General features: G+C 69.4%; 14 protein-coding genes. 8 read left to right on the forward strand and 6 right to left on the reverse strand.

All coding sequences use genetic code 11. The features are described from left to right. Both FGD71_RS03480 and FGD71_RS03485 read left to right on the forward strand, forming a co-directional pair. Window positions 1–672, forward strand: a 672-nt coding sequence (locus FGD71_RS03480; protein ID WP_240436376.1) for a phosphopantetheine-binding protein, incomplete at its 5' end; no start/stop codon positions are given. Between the two features lie 128 nt (window positions 673–800). Further along, on the forward strand, window positions 801–1,547 hold the full coding sequence (locus FGD71_RS03485; protein WP_119098883.1) for an HAD family hydrolase: 747 nt from the start codon (window positions 801–803) through the stop codon (window positions 1,545–1,547). A 189-nt stretch (window positions 1,548–1,736) separates the two neighbouring features. Here the strand turns inward: FGD71_RS03485 and FGD71_RS03490 are convergent, their stop codons facing one another. The 5 genes from FGD71_RS03490 to FGD71_RS03510 all read right to left on the reverse strand — a co-directional run bounded on the left by FGD71_RS03490 (window position 1,737) and on the right by FGD71_RS03510 (window position 12,361). Further along, entirely contained in the window at window positions 1,737–2,360 is a 624-nt protein-coding gene (locus FGD71_RS03490) for a helix-turn-helix transcriptional regulator (RefSeq protein ID WP_119098884.1), read from the reverse strand. Between the two features lie 746 nt (window positions 2,361–3,106). Then, entirely contained in the window at window positions 3,107–6,037 is a 2,931-nt protein-coding gene (locus FGD71_RS03495) for an ATP-binding protein (RefSeq protein ID WP_119098885.1), read from the reverse strand. A gap of 670 nt (window positions 6,038–6,707) precedes the next feature. Further along, on the reverse strand, window positions 6,708–9,644 hold the full coding sequence (locus FGD71_RS03500) for an ATP-binding protein (RefSeq protein ID WP_119098886.1): 2,937 nt from the start codon (window positions 9,642–9,644) through the stop codon (window positions 6,708–6,710). Window positions 9,645–9,944: 300 nt separating this feature from the next. Next, the gene (locus tag FGD71_RS03505; protein ID WP_119098887.1) at window positions 9,945–11,162 is read right to left on the reverse strand and encodes a cytochrome P450; all 1,218 of its coding nucleotides are present in this window, start codon (window positions 11,160–11,162) and stop codon (window positions 9,945–9,947) included. Beyond that, the gene (locus FGD71_RS03510; RefSeq protein ID WP_240436377.1) at window positions 11,159–12,361 is read right to left on the reverse strand and encodes a cytochrome P450; all 1,203 of its coding nucleotides are present in this window, start codon (window positions 12,359–12,361) and stop codon (window positions 11,159–11,161) included. Before FGD71_RS03510 ends, FGD71_RS03505 begins: the two co-directional genes overlap by 4 nt. Before the next feature lie 313 nt (window positions 12,362–12,674). On the opposite strand from FGD71_RS03510, the gene FGD71_RS49890 reads away from it, so the two are divergent. From FGD71_RS49890 to FGD71_RS03530, 4 genes are all read left to right on the forward strand, one after another. Beyond that, the gene (locus FGD71_RS49890; protein ID WP_338120034.1) at window positions 12,675–12,983 is read left to right on the forward strand and encodes a ferredoxin; all 309 of its coding nucleotides are present in this window, start codon (window positions 12,675–12,677) and stop codon (window positions 12,981–12,983) included. Between the two features lie 9 nt (window positions 12,984–12,992). Further along, a complete protein-coding gene (locus tag FGD71_RS03520) occupies window positions 12,993–14,240 on the forward strand; it encodes an activator-dependent family glycosyltransferase (protein WP_119098889.1) in 1,248 nt (415 codons plus the stop codon). A 102-nt stretch (window positions 14,241–14,342) separates the two neighbouring features. Next, window positions 14,343–15,374: a dTDP-glucose 4,6-dehydratase gene (gene rfbB / locus FGD71_RS03525; RefSeq protein ID WP_119098890.1), complete on the forward strand. Its 1,032-nt coding sequence runs from the start codon at window positions 14,343–14,345 to the stop codon at window positions 15,372–15,374. Further along, a complete protein-coding gene (locus FGD71_RS03530; RefSeq protein ID WP_119098891.1) occupies window positions 15,368–16,156 on the forward strand; it encodes an AfsR/SARP family transcriptional regulator in 789 nt (262 codons plus the stop codon). Before rfbB ends, FGD71_RS03530 begins: the two co-directional genes overlap by 7 nt. Here the strand turns inward: FGD71_RS03530 and FGD71_RS03535 are convergent. Next, window positions 16,137–17,138, reverse strand: coding sequence for an NAD-dependent epimerase/dehydratase family protein (locus FGD71_RS03535; RefSeq protein WP_119098892.1), 1,002 nt, complete (start codon window positions 17,136–17,138; stop codon window positions 16,137–16,139). The two genes, FGD71_RS03530 and FGD71_RS03535, sit on opposite strands and share 20 nt — an antisense overlap. A 143-nt stretch (window positions 17,139–17,281) precedes the next feature. Between FGD71_RS03535 and FGD71_RS03540 the strand changes: the two genes are divergently transcribed. Both FGD71_RS03540 and FGD71_RS03545 read left to right on the forward strand, forming a co-directional pair. After that, a complete protein-coding gene (locus FGD71_RS03540) occupies window positions 17,282–17,887 on the forward strand; it encodes a dTDP-4-dehydrorhamnose 3,5-epimerase family protein (protein WP_119098893.1) in 606 nt (201 codons plus the stop codon). A gap of 108 nt (window positions 17,888–17,995) precedes the next feature. Continuing rightward, window positions 17,996–19,237 carry a macrolide family glycosyltransferase gene (locus FGD71_RS03545; RefSeq protein ID WP_119098894.1) on the forward strand — a complete coding sequence of 414 codons (1,242 nt, stop codon included), beginning with the start codon at window positions 17,996–17,998 and terminating at the stop codon, window positions 19,235–19,237. Window positions 19,238–19,297 lie beyond the last annotated feature (60 nt).

The raw sequence follows: 19,297 nt of genomic DNA on the forward strand, positions 1-19,297 counted from the left end.
CTCGGCGACACCACCGTCACCATCGCCGACGTCGACTGGGAACGCTTCGCCCCCACCTTCACCACCAGCCGCCCCAGCCCGCTACTGGCCGCACTGCCAGAGGCCACCCAGGCGCTCCACGGCTCAGCTCCCGAGGCCTCGGACGTCGGTGAGGGTTGGGCGGTGCGGTTGTCGGGGTTGCCGGAGGTGGAGCGGCGGCGTGTGGTGGCGGATCTGGTGGGGCAGCGGGTGGCTGCGGTGTTGGGGCATGCCAGGGGGTGGAGTGTGGAGTCGGGCAGGGCGTTTCGTGACATGGGCTTCGACTCGTTGACCGCGGTGGAGTTGCGGAACCAGTTGAGTGCGGAGACCGGGTTGCGGCTACCGAGCACCCTCGTCTTCGACCACCCCACCCCCGCAGCCCTCACCGAGTATCTGGCCAGTGAGTTGATCGGAGGCGGCGAGGGAACTGCGGCTCAGCTTCTGGTCGACGTGGATCGCATGGCGGCAAGTGTCACGGAGGCGCACCTGGACGGCGGCGTACGGACTCTCCTCAAGGCGCGGCTCCGGGGGCTGCTTGCTGCGGTGGAGGGAGAGGAGGAGACGCTCGGGGCACCGAGGGAGTCGGTGACCGAGCAGCTCGACGAGGCCACGGACGAGGAGCTGTTCGCCTTCATCAACAGGCAGTTGGACTAGTCCTGTTCAACAAGGCAGTTGGATCAGTCCTGTTCATCAACAGGCAGTTGGATCAGTCCTGGTGCAAAGCCATGGGACGCTCGGCACGCCGGACCAGCCCGACACCAGGACCAGGAAGGGACCACCTCATGCCGATCCAGGGTGTGCTTTTCGACGTCGACGACACCCTGTTCGACTACTCGGCCTCGGAAGAAGCCGGCGTGCTCGCCCATCTGCAGACGGAAGGGCTGCTCGAGCAGTTCCCCCACCCCGCCACGGCGGTCGCACTCTGGCGGGACATCATGGAGAGGCAGTACGCCCGCTTCCTGAACGGCGAGATCACCTTCACCGAGCAGCAGCGCGAACGCACCCGGGAATTCCTCTCCCACATCGGGCAGATCACGCAAACCGGCCTGTCGGACCAGGAGGCCTCCGCCTGGTTCGCCGGATACCGGGTCCACCGCGACGCCGCCTGGGCGGCATTCCCCGACTCCGAGCCCGTCCTCCGCGAACTCGCACCCGACTACCGCCTGGGAATCGTCTCCAACTCATCCGCCGACCACCAGCGCCACAAGCTCGGCGTCATCGGCCTCCTGCCCTACTTCGGCGACAGGCTGGTGTGCTCCGACCAGCATGGCGAGGCCAAGCCCGCACCGAGCATCTTCCTCGCCGGCTGCGCGTCCATCGGCCTCCAGCCGCATGAAGTGGCCTACGTCGGCGACAAATACACCCTCGATGCCGTGGGAGCCCACGAAGCAGGGCTGCACGCCTACTGGCTCGACCGGGCGAACACCAGCGTCGGCACAGCCATCGGTGACGGCATCCGTGTCATCCACACCCTCGACGAACTCCCGGCCGCCCTCACCGGGCTGAGCGAGTCGCCCTCACCGGGCTGAGCAAGTCGCCCAACACCACTGCCCGCACCGGCCCGTCCAAGGCAGTGCGGGCAGTGCGGGCAGTGGTATGTCGACGAACCCGGTCAGTGGAGCTGCAGAGTGATGAATGGAGGGCGCAATCCCGTCCGTTGATGCCATGGCCCACAGGCAAACCCTGTGGCTGAACGGTCGATTGCCGCCGTGACGTCGCTACTTGACGAACTCGGGCAGGACCCGAGGCGGCCAGTGGCCGACGGTCAGCATGCCCAGGGAGTGGGCCCGGGCAACGAGGGCCGCACGGTTGGGAGCCCTGAGTTTCCGCAACATCAGTCCGACGTGGTACTCGACACCTTGCCGACTGAGGTAGAGCCGTGTGGCGAGTTGCACGGTGGAGGCACCGCTCGCGACGCCTTCGAGTACCTGGGCGTCGAGTTTACTGAGAAGCACGTCGCGGGGATTGACCGCCTCCGCGGCGGTGTCGCCCGGAACCTCGTCCGGGTGGACGAGAACGACGATGCCTACAAGGCGGTCCGAGGTGTCGTGAACCGCTATGCCTGTCAGCTCGCAGGAGAACACGCGATGAGGGGCGCACAGGCCCACTGTGCGTTCGACGAATCGGTTGCAGCGGCCTTCGGCGAGCCGCCTGAAGTGCCGGCCCATGACGCTCGGGGCGCTGGGATGCAGGAGGTCGAAGAGGCTGCGCCCGCAGATGTCGGCCGAGCTGCGTCCGAACTGGCGGTAGAAGTCGGAGTCTGCGGCCGTGACATTGAGCTCGGTGTCGATGTGCGCCGTACAGGTGCGGCGTCGCGCGCGGGCGTTGAGCCGGCTTTCCATAGGATGAGCGGGGACGGTTGCGCGGGACGACACGGTCACGTTGTCTCTGGCAAGTGAGGCACCGGTCATGTTCTTGGTCATCTGAGACGTACCGTCTTTCTTCTGTTGCACAAACATGGGGGGTTGCTTGGGTGTCCGTCAGGCCATAAGAAGCCCTAGCGTCAGGGGATTGCCGGGAAGTTAGGTTCTGATGACGGGGTGTTATTTGTTGCGGTGGTCCTTCAGGGCGGGGAGGGCGTGCCCTTGAAGGTTTGAGCAGGAGCCTAGGAATGATCGTTTACATGGGTCAAGCAAACTCCTGCATAGGCAGAAAACACTGTGGTTCGGTGGTTCGGTGGTTCGGTCCGCCGGAGTGCGGGCGATGCGGGGCAGGCAAGGCATCTGCAAGGCATGTGACCAGGCGGTCACGAACGAGGATGCGTATTGCCTCGCGGAAAGTGACGCAGCGGGTACGCATGCGTTGGTTGGTGGGCCGCGGAAGCCGTGGGGACGGCCCGTGCGGCGAATTTGCTCACTCGGCTGAGGCCATCTCACTCGGCTGAGGACTTGGATTGTGGGCGCTGAGCACGCCGAGACCGATGTGCCGACCGGTCCGCAGTCGGCCCATCCTCGCAAGGAGTCCGGGGCGCGCCGCATCGCGGCCCCGGACTACCGCCTCTGTCGCCTCTGTCACCAGGGCAAAGTACGGTCCGGATGCTTGGGCCGGGGCCTTCTCGGACCGGCGGCCGACCGACGGGTACGGGACCTCATGCGCCGGAGTCGGCCCCTTCCATGCCGAGCGCTGCCGCCAGATCCGACCTTCCCTCGATGGAGAGCTTGCGATACGAACTGGTCAGATGGCGTTCAATCATGCGACGTGAAATTGCCAAGTCGTCGGCTATCTCCTGGTTGCTCAATCCGGATGCGGCAAGCCGGGCGACCTTGCGCTCGGACGGGGTGAGCGGAGCACTGTCGGCATCCGCCATCGAGGTCTTTGCTCCCAGCCCGCTCTGGATTTTCTCGGTCAGCCAGGGGATGTCGTATTCCTTCGACAGCTTGAGAGCCCGGACAAGGGCAGCTCTGCCTTTCGTGTCCTTGGGGCCGAGGCGTTGCCCGAGGAGATTCAGGACCTTGCACAACTCGTAACGGTTCCCGGACTTTTCGAGGATCTCTAGGGATTCTTCCAGATGTTCGATCCCGGCCCGTCCGGCCGTCACCCGGCCCTGTGCGGCGAGGGTCTGGGCCAGCGTTACGGGGGCGCCCCAGCTGCGTGCGGCCTCAACCTCGTTGAGAATCAGTTCGGTGGCCCTCGCGGTGTCGCCCAGGCGGTGGTGTATGAGCGCGGCGTACCGGGCCCAGGGCAGGAACGCGGGGTTGCGCCAGCCCATCTGCGCCAGAAGGTTCCCGGCCCTCAGGAAGTGGTCCAGGCTTCTCTCTGCCATGCCCATGCGAGCGGCGATACTGCCCTGGGCTACAGCGCTCTGCGCCGCGAGACAGGGGTGTTCCATGTCCAGCCGGCTCTTCCTGAGGATGCGTTCGGCGAGTTTCGGCTCGGAGGTTTTCAGGGCCACGAAGGCGACCAGGGTCACGCACGCGACCGGGAGCCCGTGCAGCCCGCCCCCAGCCAGCGCCTTGGCCTGACGGACCTTGGTCTTGGCGTCGGCCACGTCGCCCAGGGCGAGAGAGACGAGTGCCTGTTCCGCGCGGATCACAGCCAGTTCGACGTTGTCCCCGCGGTTCACCGCGACTTGGTATGCCGAGTTCAGCCACCACGCGGCAACCTCCGTCTGTTCCGCTGCGGTCAGGACATGCACCGCGAGCGGAAGGGGGGTGTGTACATGCGCGTGGGACGGTTGCTCGAAGTGCAGCAGCTGTGTCGCCAGTGGTGCCAGTTCCGCGGCGGATGCCGCATGGGCGGCGGCGGAGGCATCGAGCAGGACGGCCAGGAGTTCCCGTCCGCCACGCGTCCTCATGAGCGGCCGCGTACCGAGGGAGTCCAGACGCTGTATCGCGTCCTTGACGCCCAGGGGGTCATAGCGGCGGAGGAAGCGTTGCCGGGCCTCCAGGCGCAGCGCCAGCTCATGGTCGGTCGCGCTCGACGAGCCGATCTGGGCCAAGTCGGCCGCAACGCGGTGGAGTAGCTCTTCCACCTGGAACGAGGCCGGATTCATCAGTACAGGAGCGATGAGATCGGTCACGGCCGCAGCCCGCTCCTGCACGGAATCCAGCAGAGGAACGGCCTCCAGGAGGTGGCCCATTGAGGCGGCGGTGGCAAAGCTGCGTTCCGCGGCGGCCAGGTCGATGAGGAGCCGGCCGCGTTCGGGACCGACCGACGTGTTGTTCAGCAGGGCGCGGCGCAGGTAGCCGGCGGCGTCCCGAGGTGCCCCGCGCCGCATCGCGATGACCGCTGCCGCCCGCAGGATCCGGGTCGCGCGCCGGTCCTGCGGGGTGGCGACCGCCATCAGTTGCTCCGCCGCCTGCTCGATCGGATGGCCCGACTGATGCAGGAGTTTCGCGGCGATGACGCGCAGGGCCGTTCGCTCCTCCAACTCCATGCATTCCTCGACGGCGTCCCGCACGACGGGGTGCGTGAAGACCGGACGGCGGGGGTCGGCGATCAGCCCGACGTCTTTCAGCGCGCGCAGTGAGTCCGCCTGTCGCACGGGATCGAGCCCGGTCAGGCGGATGAGCAGATACGGGTCGGTGTTCCCGTCGAGAACCGTCATGGCGAAAGCCGACCGGCGTACGGGATCGGGCAGGGACTTCAGGAACACCAGCAGCCGCCGTTGCAGCAGCGAGGGACGCAGGACGGACGCGTCCGCGGCGTGCGCCGTGACCGGCTTCAGGTCGTGGTGCTGAGCCTCCGTCAGAATCGAGCGGAGGAACAGCGGGTTGCCGCCCGACCTTTCATGGCAGGCGCGCACGAACTCCTCGTCGGCCGAAGTGCCGTAGTGTTCCTCCACGACGAACCGTGTGCTGTCCAACCTCAGGTTCGCCGGACCCAGTGTGTGCTCCGCGAGGGACAGCAGTTCCCGCACCAGCGGCTGTTCCGCCCCGACGTCGCCGGTGAGCAGGGTGCACACCAGCAGGATGCGCTGGTTGGGCACGGTACGGGCCAGGCGGCAGAGCATCTGCAGCGATTCCACGTCGGCCCAGTGCAGGTCGTCGACGAGGAGGAGCGTCGTACGGTCCCGGCTCATGTCGCCCACCAGGGCCACCAGGCCCGACAGTGCCCTCTTCAGTTTCTCCTCGGGCCAGGTTGACGCCTGGTCGCCGAGTGCTTCGGCGGACAGGACCAGCCCCGCGTCGGCGGCGTCACCATCGAAGCCGTGAATGGTCCGCGTCGAGCGAGGGAAGCCCAGGGCGGGCTCGATGAGCTGCCGCACCACGCCGAAGGAGAAGTCGTGTTCCGCGGCCGCCGCCTGGGCGCGCAAGGTCAGGATGTCCGACGGGGCGCCGAGCCCGCTGACGGCGCCGAGCAGTGCCGACTTGCCCACGCCCAGCGGGCCTTGGACGACAACCACCGATCCGTGGCCTTCCGCGGCGGTGCGCAGGGCAGCGGTCACCGAGGTGAGCTCTGTCTCCCGTTCCGCCAACCCCGCTCGGTGCCTCTTCGTGTCGGCGCGGCCATCGAGCGAGGGCGTGGTGGCAGTGAGGCGCGCTCGGTGGTGCGATGCGTTGCTGTTCCGGCCTGTCATCGGGCGTTCCCCGCTCGGCGCCGGTGCGGACCGGTTGCCAGTGGCCGGAGCTCCACGATTCTGGATTCGTGGTCCGGGTGCTGCACCCGGAGCGAGGCGCCGCAGAGAGGCGGTGTGGGCGACCCCAGGGGACGTGAAGCAGAGGCGGGGCCGCAGGGCAGGGGACGTTGTGCGTATGTGTGGGGGAACACGCAGCCTACCGGGGTCAGTTCGGGTGGGGGGCTTCAAGGCTGGCGGCCGGTTCGGCGAGGGGGTGCGCCGGGTTCCCGCGGTGACACGGAGCGGTGGTGTGTCACCGACGGCTCAGAGGTCGATCAGCCGGTCCTGCGGCCTCGGCCGGGCGGCGGTTGCCACCCTCGCCGAAGCGGCGTCTTCGACGTCGGTGCCGCGATCAAGGGGGGATACGTGGGTGTGGGCGGGACAGTGCTTGTGAGCCCGTGGCGCATCGCGTCGGACGCCTGGTCCCTGAGCAGGGTATGGCGTACAGGGTGCAGGCGTTCATGGGTCCGGAATGTATGTGCCATGGGACTGAGGCCGCAAGGCGCTCAGTGAAGGCCGCTGCGCCGGTCCATGAGTCGTGTTGCACGGCTATGACCAGCGCGTTACGGGCCCGTGCGCTGGCATGCGACCCCCTTGAGCGTCGCTGTCGAAGGCTGCCGGACACGAGGGGCTACCGCCTCGGCTCCGATGCGGCCCCTGCTCCGGCCGCACCGGCGGCCCCGCCTCGACCGTGTCGAGTGATCCTTTCCGCGCGCGCTCCCTCCAAGGCGGTGTCCAACTGGCGCCGCCCGGAGAGGCCGAGCTTGCGGTACACCGATGTCAGATGCAGCTCAACCGTGCGCTGGGTGACGAAGAGCAGTTCGGCGATCTCCAGGTTGCTGAGGCCTGCCGCGGCCTGTCGTGCCACCTGCAGCTCGCTGGGAGTGAGCGAACCCAGTCCGCTCATCATCGGGCGCCGCGGGCGTGCGCCGGTGGCCAGCAGCGCTTGGTGCGCCTGCTGGTACAGCCCGCGGGCTCCGAGCTCGTACGCCGTTTCAAGAGCCCGCCGCAGCACACTCCGGGCGTCCTTCGTATGGCCCGCGGTGTGCAGCGCGATCCCGTACGCCACGCGCACCCGGGCGCGCTCCAGGGGCGCCGCGCTCGACTCGAGCGCCGCCACCGCCTCTTCGAGGAGGGGCAGTTCGGCGCCGCGGTCGTCGTGCGAGGCGGCCAACAGCTCCAATCCCATGCCCAGCGCGCACGGCAGATCGGCGGCCCGGGCGACAGCGACCGCCTCCTCGGCGTGGTCGCGGGCTCGTAAGGTGTCGCCGCGTGCCAGGTGCGCTTTGCCCGCCCAGAACCACCAGGACGACGCCGCCGGGTTGCTTCCCCATTGCCGCCTGCTCCTTCCGCAGGCGAGCAGGTCCCTGAGCGCCGCTTCCGGATCGCCTTGCTCCAGATCCAGTCGTCCTTGGGCGCACAGGTACTCGTCCCACTGCCAGGTGTGCATGCCTGGCAGCGGGACGGCATGGACCGCTGTCGCGGCCGCACCGGCGACGTCTCCCTGGTCCAGGAGCGTGTGGACGCGGACGGCGGCGGGCAGCGCCGTGAGCTGCTGGGCATGCTCCCGTGGTGCGGGGTCCAGGATCATGCCGGTGGTGGCGAGCGCCTCCCCGAAGGCTCCCAGCCGTCGACTGGCTTCCGCGTACATGCCGGCCGCTTGCGAGGGCCCGTCGGGATGCGAGGAGGCATCCCTGACCTGGGAGAAAACCGGTTCCGCCTCTTCCGGCCGGTCCGCGAACAGCAGTGTCGTCGCGGCGGAAAGCATGAAGGTGGGTGAGTCGCACGCCGGCATGCCGCGAGTGATCACTCGTCGTGCCGCCGCCCTTGCCTCGGGGATCCGTCTCGCCCATGCCACCGCGATGGCCGCCCGCATGGCGAGTACGGCGCGCTCACCCGGGGTGTCGCCCGGCAGGTCGAGGGAGTGGCCGTTGTCGGCCTCGGCGCGCAAGGAATGGGGCTCTGTGGTCGAGTCCAGCAGCCTCAGGGCCTCTCTCAGCATCGCTGGTTCGTCGCTGTCGTCGACCGCGTGATGTCTGGGCACGGTCTGCGAACGCAGGGTCCGCGGTGCCCGGTAGGCGCGCAACATCCCGTCGGCCACACTGGTGAGTGCGGTGAGCCGCAGGTGCGGATCCTTCAAGTGGTCCGCGGCCAGCCGCAGATGACGGATGCTGGAATGGACGTCCACCCCGGCCTCCGCCATGCCCAGTTCGAACAGGACCTCCGCATCGGCAGCGGGGTCGGGATCCTCGGACAGACACAGCTTCAGGAGGTCGATCGCACGCCGGGGGTCGTTGTGCAGGAGCGCTTCCCGGGAGGCCTCGCGCAGTACGGCGACCAGCCAGCTGTCGGTGACCGGGGCCGGTGCCATGCGCAGATGCTCGGCGACCCGCTTCGCGGACGCTCCGTTGTCGAGCAGCAGCCGTGCGGAGTGGCGGTGCCTCTCCGAGCGCTGCTCGGGTGGGATGTCCGACAGGACGGCGTCCCGCACCAGACGGTGGGTGAACGACCAGTTCCTCCCGTCCGGCGTGGCGGACACCAGGCCGGAGGAACCCAGGGTGAGGACGGCCTGGACGAACACAGGGGTGTCCAGGCGGGCCAGCCGCGCGTACGTCTGCGGAGGCGCCCCCTCACCGAGTACGGCCATCGCCTGCACCGCGGCGTACGTCGTCGCCGACTGCCGGCGCAGCAACCGCAGCACCTGCTCGCGCAGCACGGCGACATGCCGGCCGTTCATGTCGGACGGACCGGCGGTGGCCGACGGCCAGTCCCCGGGCCCGAGGGCAGTGACCAGGGTCGTGACCAGAAGGGGGTTGCCGCCGGCCACGGCCAGACAGTCGGCTGGGATCTCCTTGTCGTCGCCACTGCCGGTCATGTGCCGGGCGAGTTGGGCGACGCCGTCGTCGCTGAGCAGGCGGGGACGAAGGCTGTAACACAGGGGTTGGGCGGCGATCTCGTCCAGTTGAGGGGTGTGCGCGCCGGTGTCCGTGCGTCGGGAGAGTGCCAGGAGCACCGGAACTCCGCGCAGCCGCCGGGCGAGGCACGACAGGAAACGCACTGAGGCGGGATCGGCGTGATGGGCGTCGTCCACGATGACGGTCAGCGGATGGTCCATCGCCATGCGGCAGAGGGAGTGGTACAGCGTGAGCAGCGTGCCGTGCGGCACGTCGGCGGCCTGGTCGGCGCCGCCGGGCAGGGCGTCGGGATCCAGTCCGAGCCGATGCCAGTCGGGCGGTGTGTCGCCCGGCACGAGCCGTCCCGGTCCCGACAGAGAGCCTCCGAACAGCTGGCGCACCGCGCCGAAGGGCAGGTCGAGTTCCAGTGGCGTGCACCGGGCCTTGAGGACTTGGGTACCCGCATCACGCGCCTCGGCGGCCAGCCTGTCGAGCAGCGCGCTCTTCCCGATGCCGACCGGGCCCTCCACGAGGACGAGGCCCGGTATGCCGGCCGCGACCTCACGGCCGAGCCCCGCCAGGACAGCCACTTCGCGGTCGCGTTCGACGAGTACCGGATACCCGTGTCGCCCGGCGGCTTCCCTGTCGCGAGAAGGATGAGGAGCACCTAGCATTTCGAATCCCTCAGCTGTGCGGGACTGTTCACACACCGAGACCGGCGTACAGGCGGCGCGCCCGACCACTGGTCGACGGTGTGCGGACTGAGCGCCTTCCACGTGTGGACGATTTTCACCCTGTCACGTGCTTCCTCAACAAAACATTCACGGCTGCCGCATATTCTTCCACGTGTTCGAGAGCGGCATTCAGGCATGAAGGCTTTTTTTGTCCCGGTCCGGCGGACCACGGTCGGATGAGCCCCAGGGCCTGTCCGGCGGATCAGGGGCGGGGTCCGCCTCCGATCCGCCGGACCGGGCTCAGTCCCAGTCGACGAGGAGCCGGTCGACTCCGAAGTGCATGGCGCGGTCGCGCAGGGGGACCTGGTCCGCCGGCTGGGCAAGCCGCAGCGCGGGAAACCTCTCGAACAGCCTCCGCAGTCCGATCCGCAGGGTCGCGCGGGCCAAGTGCTGTCCCAGGCACTGGTGTTCCCCGAAGCCGAGCGCCAAGTGCTTGCGGGGCAACCGGGTGACGTCCAGCCGGTCCGGGTCGGCGAAGACGTCCGGGTCCCGGTTGGCGGCGGGAAGCGAAAGCACCACCGTCTGGCCCGCCTTGATGGTGCGGCCGCCGATCTCGACGTCCTCGAGCGCGCAACGGCTCGATCCCAGCTGGGAGATCGTCAGATAACGCAGCAGCTCGTCCACCGCTGTGTCGTACAGCTCGGGGCGGGCACGCAACTGCGCCAGCTCGTCGGGGTGTTCCAGCAGCGCGAACGTACCGAGAGACAGCATGTTCGGGGTGGTGTCCAGAGAGCCTCCCACGGTCAGCACCGCGAGATTGACGAGTTCCTCCTCCGTCAGTTCCCCCGTGGCGACGAGCCGGCCGAAGAAGTCGTCCGCGGGCTCGGCCATCCGCTGTTGGACCATGGGCCGCAGGATGGCGTCGATCGACTCCATGTGGTGGATGAACTCTTCCAACGTGTACCTGAGCGTCATCATCGCGCCGAAGTGCTCGGACATGTCCGAGACGAGATCGGGGGCGACTCCCAGCAGCGAGCACACCGATCGCGCGGCCACCACCTCGGAGAACGAGGACTGCAGATCGGCGGGCGAACCCGAGGCCGCCATCTCGTCGAGGGCCTCGTCGACGATCTGCGACAGTTCCGGTTCGTGCTGCTGAATACGGCGGACCGTGAAGTGACCCGCCAGCAGCCGGCGGTACTTGGCGTGGTCCGCCCCGTCCATCTTGGCGAAGAACCCCGGCGCGGCCGGCTGGGGAGCGTACTCCGTCATCGGGAACGGGGGTGCGGCGACCGTGGCCAGCAACTCGTTGCGGTGGCTGAAGCGTTCGTCGGCCAGGATCTGACGCACGTGCTGGTGGTTCGTGACCAGCCAGCCCTGGGTGTCCTTGGGCGCCAGGCGGAAGGTGATCGGACTGATCGGTTCCTCCTCGCGCAGCCGGGCGTACTCCGAGGGGGGATCGAACGGGCACTTGCCGCGTTCGCTGGGGATCACGGGGGGTTCGGGCCTGGATGTCATGAGAACTCCGTGGCTCGCTGGACGAGAAGCGGCAGGTGGCGCGCGCCGTAGACGTTGGTGCCGTGGAAGGCCAGATGGGCGTCGGGGTCGACCTGTATCTGGGTGAACCGGTCGAGCAGCGCGTTGAGCACCACGCGCCCTTCCAGCCGGGCGAGAGCCGCGCCGATGCAGTAGTGGATACCGTGACCGAAGGCCGCCTGGCGCGCGTTGGACCGCTCCAGCAGGCACGCCGTCGGCTCCTCGAAGACCCGCTCGTCGTGGTTGGCCGACAACAGCCACACCTGGACCAGCGTGTCGGGGGCGACGCTCTCCCCGGCGATCTCCGTTTGCCGGGTGGTGACGCGCTCGATCCTGGTGAACGGCGGGCGCAGCCGCAGCGTCTCCTCGATGACCGCCGGAACCAGCGACCTGTCCTTACGGACCCGCTGGAACAGTTCCGGTTCGCGGTCCAGGCACATCACCGCATTGCCCACCAGCACCGCGGTGGTGATGTGCCCGGCGAGCAGCAGCAGCGTGCTGAAGCTGGAGATGTCCTCGTCGGTCAGACGGGCTCCGTCCATCTCGGCCGCCGCCAGGGTGCCGACCAGATCGTCCTTGGGCTCCCTGCGGCGTTCGTCGATGAACTCCTGGAGGTACGAGGAGATGGTGACGGCGGTCTCCTCCGTGCGCCGTACGCTCTCCGGGTCCTCCGGGTCGGTGGACAGCAGCTGATCCGCCCACGCCTGGAACAGCTCCCGGTCGGTCACCGGTACGCCGAGCATGCCGGCGATCACCGTGACCGGCAGCGGGTTGGCGAGGGCGTCCACGAGGTCGAAGCGGTCGGTGCCGACGGCGTCCAGGAGTTGTCCCGTCAGCTCGGTGATCCACGGCTCCAGCCCGGCGATCAGTCCGGGGGTGAAGACGCGGCTGATCTGACGGCGCATCTTGCCGTGCAACGGAGGGTCGAGCAGCAGGAGGGTCCCGCGTGGTGCCTGCCGTTCACCGCCCGACATCCGTCCGACCGTGTCCGACGAGAAGGCCGCGTGATCGGAGAGGACGCGCTGGATGTCCTCGTGCCGGAAGATGTGGACCTGATCCTTGTCGTCCCGCCAGACGGGACACTCGTCCCGCATCCTGGCCAGCCAGCCCAGCAGTGTGGCCCCGCCGTCCGGCTCCACCGTCGGCGGCCTGCCGATCTCGGGACCGGGTATCCCGGGCACTGCGTGGAGGAGGTTCGGGCTGCCATGCTGCGCCACTGGTGGTTCCCCTTTCTGCGGGCCGACGGGACCAGCACGCGACGCGTGTCGCAGAGCCGGGAATGTGCCGGTCCGAACGCCCTCACCTCAGCACGGCCCGAAGGCGCATGGCGAGCCGCACCGGCACACTCTAGGGATTCACCGAGTTACGGCCGGCCCGGTGCGGGGACCGGCCCTCACGTACCCGTGGGGAATCTCTGGAGGAAACCCCAGACAGCTGTGGCCGCGCTCCTGAACCCGGCCCGGCGCGTCGCAAGATGGGCGCCTCACCGTTCGGATGACGCAGAGGCCCCGTATGGAGATCGTGATCGACCGCGACAAGTGCATGGGTGCCGGTCAGTGCGTGCTGGCCGCGCCCGAGGTCTTCGATCAGCACGAGCAGGACGGGCGAGCCCTCCTGCTGGTCGAGCGGCCGGATCGCAGCCGCCTCGACGCCGTGCTGGAGGCACGTGACACCTGTCCGCTGAGCGCCATCCGCCTTCTCGCGGACGTGACGGACGTGACGGACGTGGCGGACATGGCAGACGTGACGGACCGTCGGACACCACCAACCGCGCGGCACGACCGCGGAATACCCGGGGAGTGAGAGGAAGCCATGCGCGTTCTGTTCGCCGGTCTGTCGGAGAAGTCGCATCTGAACTCCATGGTGCCGTTGGCCTGGGCACTGACCACGGCCGGGCACGAGGTACTGGTGGCCAACTCCCCGTCACTCACCCCGGCCATCACCGGCGTGGGCCTGGTGGCCGCCCCCGTGGGCCAAGACCCCGACATATACCGCGACATGGCGGCCTCCCGTGACTCCCAGGACGCCGAGGAGGCCAACTGGAGCCGGCTCTTCCCGGAGGAGACCGACTGGCCCGCCCTGCGCCGCCGCTACGAGATCAGCGTGCCGTGGGGCTTCGCCCGCTACAACGACCCCGTTTTCGACGGCATGGTGGCCCTGGCGAGGCAGTGGCGGCCCGACCTCGTCATCCGCGACCCCCTTTCCTATGCCGGGGCCGTCGCCGCGCGCGTCAGCGGTGCGGTGGACGTCCGGCTGCTGTGGTGCGCCGATGTGTACGGCCAAGCCCGGCGCACCTTCGTCGAGTTGGCCCAGGACATACCCGAGGAGGAGCGCGTCGACCCGCTCGCCGAGTGGATCGACGAACGCGCCCGACCCTACGGAGTCGTCTGCGACGAGGAACTGCTCAACGGCCACTACACCATCGACACGCTGCCGCCCAGCCAGCGCCCGCCCAGCACGCTGCGGCAGCTCTCGATGCGCTTCCAGCCCTACAACGGCGCCGCGGTCCAGTGGGACTGGCTGCGTGAGCCGCCCAAGCGTCCGCGCGTCTGCCTCACGCTCGGCCGGATGAACACAGAGGCGTACGGCGGGGACTACGTGTCCGCGCCCGACATCCTCGAAGTCCTCGCCGACCTCGACGTCGAGGTGGTCGCCGCGCTCATGCCCGAGCAGTGCGAACAGCTCGGCCACCTCCCGTCCAACGCGCGGGCCGTGGACAACGTCGCCCTCAGCTCTCTGCTGCCCAGCTGCTCGGCCGTGATCAACCACGGCGGCTTCGGCACCTTCTCCACCGCACTCGTCAACGGCGTCCCGCAACTCATACTCTCGACCTACGTCGCCGACCACGAGCTGCGGGGACGGTACCTGGAGCGCGCCGGCGCCGGCTTCTTCGTATACCACCGCGAGGCTCACGCCGATCAGGTCCTGGCGCACACCCGCAGGCTCCTGGACGAGCCCGCCATCGCCGACGCCGCACGGCGCCTGCGCGACGAGTCGGCGGCCATGCCGACCCCCCACGCCATGGTCGGCCAGCTGGAGCGGTTGGTGGCGTCCCGGTGAGCGCCCCCGCTCCTCCCCACCGCCGCACACGCCACCCATGAGAGGAAAGGAGGACGGCGCCCGCCACCGGCTCGTACCGGGCCGCCAGGCGCCGAACCCCCGATGAGTCAGACACGCATCCTGGTGACCGGCGGTGCCGGCTTCATCGGCTCCCACTACGTCCGTACGCTGCTCGGGCCCTTCGGCCCCGACGACGTCTCCGTGACCGTCCTGGACGCCTTCACCTACGCCGCCAGTCCCGCGAGCCTCGACGAGGTCAGCGACTCACCCCGTTTCCGGCTCGTCGTCGGTGACATCCGCGACCCGGACACGGTCGACCGGCTAGTCGCCGAGCACGACCACGTGGTCCACTTCGCTGCCGAGTCGCACGTGGACCGCTCACTGGCGAGTTCCGCCGAGTTCGTGACCACCAACGTCCTCGGCACCCATGTGCTGCTGGACGCCGCACTGCGGCACGGCACCCAGACCTTCGTGCATGTCTCCACAGACGAGGTCTACGGCTCCATTCCGGCCGGTTCCTCCTCGGAGGAGCAGCCCCTGAACCCCAACTCCCCGTACTCCGCCTCGAAGGCGTCGAGCGACCTGATCGCCCTCGCCTACCACCGCTCCCACGGCCTGGACGTCCGGGTGACCCGATGCTCGAACAACTACGGGCACCACCAGTTCCCCGAGAAGATCATCCCGCTGTTCGTCACCAACCTGCTGGACGGCAGGAAAGTCCCGCTCTACGGCGACGGGCTCCACATCCGAGACTGGCTGCACATCGACGACCATGTCCGCGGCATCGAACTCGTGCGAACCAAGGGCCGGGCCGGCGAGGTCTACAACATCGGCGGCGGCACCGAGCTCAGCAACACCGATCTCACCGCGCTGCTCCTCCAGACGTGCGGCGCATCATGGGACGCCGTCGAGTACGTCGCCGACCGCAAGGGCCACGACCGCCGTTACTCGGTGGACTGGAGCAAGGCGCACGTCGAGCTGGGCTACAAGCCTCAGAAGGACTTCACCGAAGGGCTCGCGGAGACCGTCGACTGGTACCGGGACAACCGCGACTGGTGGGAGCCGCTCAAAGCGGGGCCGGCGCTCGCCGTGCCCGCCGCACGGACCGGCACGACCGGGGCCGTGGCATGCTGAAGTGCCGCACGCTGGGCCTCCTGGAGGTGACCGCGGGCCACGGACCAGTGACCCCGACGGCGCCGAAGGTGCGGCAGGTCCTCGCCCTCCTGCTCGCCCGGCGCAACACCATGGTGCCGGTCCCCGCCATCATCGCCGAGCTGTGGGAGGGAAGTCCGCCGCGCAGCGCCACCGCCACGGTCCAGACGTACGTCTACCAGCTGCGCAAGCTGCTGCAGACGGACAGTGAGACGGCCGCCGGCACGGGGCCCGTGGTGACCGGAGCCACCGGCTACCTGCTGCGCGTGGCCCCGGGGGAGTGCGACGCCGAGAGGTTCGAGGACCTGACGGAGCGAGGGCGGGCCGCGCTGGACGAGGGCGACCCGCGCCTGGCAGCGGATCTGCTCACCGACGCACTGGCCCTGTGGAGCGGACCACCCTTCGCAGACGTGGCGCAGGGCCCGTTCCTTCAGGCCTACGCGATGCGCATGGAGGAACGGCATCTGCACGCCATGGAACTGCGCATCGGCGCCGGGCTGCGCGTCGGCCGGCACCGGCAACTGGTCGGCGAGCTCAAGGAGCTGGCCTGCGTCCACCCGCTGCACGAGTGGTTCCACGGCAGCCTGATCATCGCTCTCCAGAGCTGCGGACGGCGCAGTGAGGCGCTCCAGGTCTACCAGCGGCTGCGGAAGGTGCTGCGCGAGGAGCTCGGGCTCGACCCGTCCCCGGGGCTCCAGCAGATCCGCCAGCACGTCCTGACGGACCGGGTGACGACCGCCGACCTCAGCCTGCTCCCCGGCTGAACGCGCCGCCGCCCACCGACTGCCACAGGTCCCGCATCGATTGTTCCGGCCGTCGCCGCGGTGACCAGCCCAGCAGCTCGTGGGCGGCGGTGATGTCGATGCGCATCACGTCGGCGTCGGTGGTCGTCCCGACGGCGCCGCCCGGCTCCTCCCGCAGGCGCGCCGCCCTGCCGCTCGCGGTGACCAGGAGATCCACCATGGCGCGCACCTGGACCGACTCGCCGCTGCCGATGTTGACGACCCGGCCCGTGACCTCCGGCGCGGCCACGGCGGCGACGATCGCCTCGGACGCGTCCTCGGCGTCCACGAAGTCCCGGCTGCCGCGCAGCGGTGGGATCCGGATCTCCACGGGCTCCCGTGCGCCGCGACCGGCATGCAGTTGCTGAGCGATACGGCCCAGCAGGCTGCCCGGCGGAATGCCGGCGCCGACCATGTTCGACACGCGCAGCACCAGCGCGTCCACGCGGCCCTGCCTCGCCGACTCCAGCACCGCCTGCGTACCGAGGAGTTTCGACCGCCCGTAGGGCGTCACAGGCCGGGTGGGTGAGTCCTCGACCAGGGCAGCGCCCAAGGCCTGCGGCTCGTACTCGTGCACCGTCCCGAGATGGATCAGCCGCGGGCGCCAGGAGGCCGTGCCGAGCGCCGACAGGAGCCGGTCCACCAGCAGCTGGTTGCCCTGGTGCAGCTGTGTCTCCGACGATGTCCAGGCGACACCCGCCGCGTTGACCACCATCGCCGGGCGCTCCTCGTCGATCAGCTCCGCCAGCGCCCGCGGCCCGTCGGCGACCAGGTCCATGGGGTGGAACCGGCAGGAGGCGGAGATCTTGCCCGGCTGCCGCGAGACCGCCAACACCTCGTGCCCGGCGGCCTCCAGGGCGGCGCTCGCATGCCGGCCGACGAACCCGGTCGCTCCGAGGACGACCACCCGGCCGGACTTTCCGTCCTGTCGGCCCAGCGTTCCCCGCGTACCGGCCCCCGTCATGCCGACCTCCTCCTGGTCAGATGCAACGACGTACGATCCTGCCACCTCGCGGTCGAGGATGTCTGAAGGAGGGATCGACTCGATCCGGCCTCGACCGGCCCTTCACCGGCTCTCGATCAGCGCGCCATATCGTCGCTGTCACCATGAACGTTCGAGAGATGGCTGTGCCGGACGCGTTCCGCATCACCCCCCACAAGTTCGAGGATCTGCGCGGAAACTTCTACGAGTCGTTCCGCCACGACAAGCTGGCCGCTGAGATCGGGCGACCCGTCCCGGTGGCGCAGGTGAACTACTCGGTCTCCCGCAGAAGCACGCTGCGCGGGCTCCATGGGACTTTGCTGCCTCCGGGGCAGGCCAAGCTCGTCTGCGTGGTCCGCGGAGCGGTCCTCGACATCGTGGTCGACCTGCGCGTCGGCTCGCCCACGTTCGGAGTGCACGAGGCCAACTGGCTGGACGCCGAGTCGGGGGACACCGTTTTCGTCGCCGAGGGCCTGGTCCACGGCTTCCTCGCACTGACCGACGACACCTGTGTGTCCTATGGGTGCACCACGGAGTTCGTACCCGGAACGCAGCTGGACATCGACCCCTTCGACGCCGAGCTGAGCCTGCCCTGGAAGCTGTCCGAGACCCCGGTGATGTCGGAGAAGGACGCCAAGGCCGTCTCGGTCGCGGCGGCGCGCGAAGGCGGACTGCTGCCGACCTACGAGGCCTGCCTGGCCCACTACGCGGCGCTGCGGGCCGGCCGCTGACCCCGCTCGCGTACCGCCGTACCTGTCCCAACTCGCGTACCGCCGTACCCGTCCCGACTCGCGCACCGCAGTACCCCTCCCAAGCCGACGCCGGACCAAAGGAAGCCCATGCCCCGTCGCACCGAGCCGGCCCCGTCCCACTTCGCCGTCTTCGCCTTCGCGGACTTCGGCCACATCAGCCCGACGCTCGGCCCCGCCCGAGAGCTGATCGCGCGGGGGCACCGGGTGACGTACGTCGTCGACGAACGGTTCGCGCCGGTCGTGGAGGCGACCGGCGCCCGCGCCGTCACCTACGCCTCGGCACGCGGCGCGTTCTACCGGGCCGCCGACCCGACCCCGGACCAACTGGCCGCCGACGGCGTCGACTTGCTCCGCGACACCATCGAGACGGTGTTCCCGCTGGCGAAGTCCGCCTTCGCGCAGGATCCGCCGGACCTGGTGCTCTACGACTTCGAGACGATGGCTCCCGCACGGGTGGCCGCCCGGCTGCTGGGGGCGGTGCCGGTGCAGTTCGGTCCGAGCCATGCGGCCAATGAGGCCTTCCCCCTGCGCGCCCGGCTGTGGGACGCCGACAACGCGCTCATGCGGGAAGGGGCGGCCGCCCTCATCGAGTTCATGGGCGCACACGGCATCGGCCTCGACGAGATGGGCCGCTTCTGCGCCGAGTGGGACGAGCGCAACCTCGCCTTCCTGCCGCGCGAGTTCCAGGTCGAAGGCGACACCTTCGACGACCGGTACGCCTTCGTCGGACCCGTCGTCACCGAGGCCGACCCCGGTGTGTGGACGGCGCCGCGCGACGGACGGCGGGTCGCCCTGGTCTCCCTCGGCACGGAGTCGCACGGGTGGAGCGGGTGGAGCGGGTTCTTCCGAGCCTGCGGCGAGGCGTTCGACGCCGATGACTGGCATGTGGTGATGACGCTCGGACGCGGCGCCGACCGCTCGCTCCTGGAGCCGGTGCCCGAGCATGTGGAGGTGCACGACTGGCTGCCCCACACGGCCGTCCTGCCGCACGCCGACGTCGTCGTCTGCCACGCCGGGATGTGCAGTCTGATGGAGGCGCTGTACTACGGCGTGCCCGTGGTGGCGGCACCCCGGGCCCACGAACTCTCCCTCAGCGCACAGCGGTTGGAGGAGTGCGGCGTCGGGCGGACACTACCCCGTGACGGTGTCACCGCGAGCCTCCTCGCCGACACCGTCGCGGAACTGCTGGCCGACCCGGCGACCCCCGGCTGCCTGGACCGGATGCGTACCGCCGTACGAGGAGCCGGGGGCGCCCTGCGCGCCGCCGACCTGCTGGAGCGCTGGGCGGGGCAGCGGGAGAGGCAGCGGGCCGCCGCGGTACCCGCCTGATGGCGTAGGGCTGTTGGTGCCGAGGGGGCCGCCCGCCGCGCAGGGGCTTGCGCGGCGGGC

It is taken from the genome of Streptomyces sporangiiformans, from assembly GCF_005768555.2.
Lineage (GTDB): Bacteria > Actinomycetota > Actinomycetes > Streptomycetales > Streptomycetaceae > Streptomyces > Streptomyces sporangiiformans.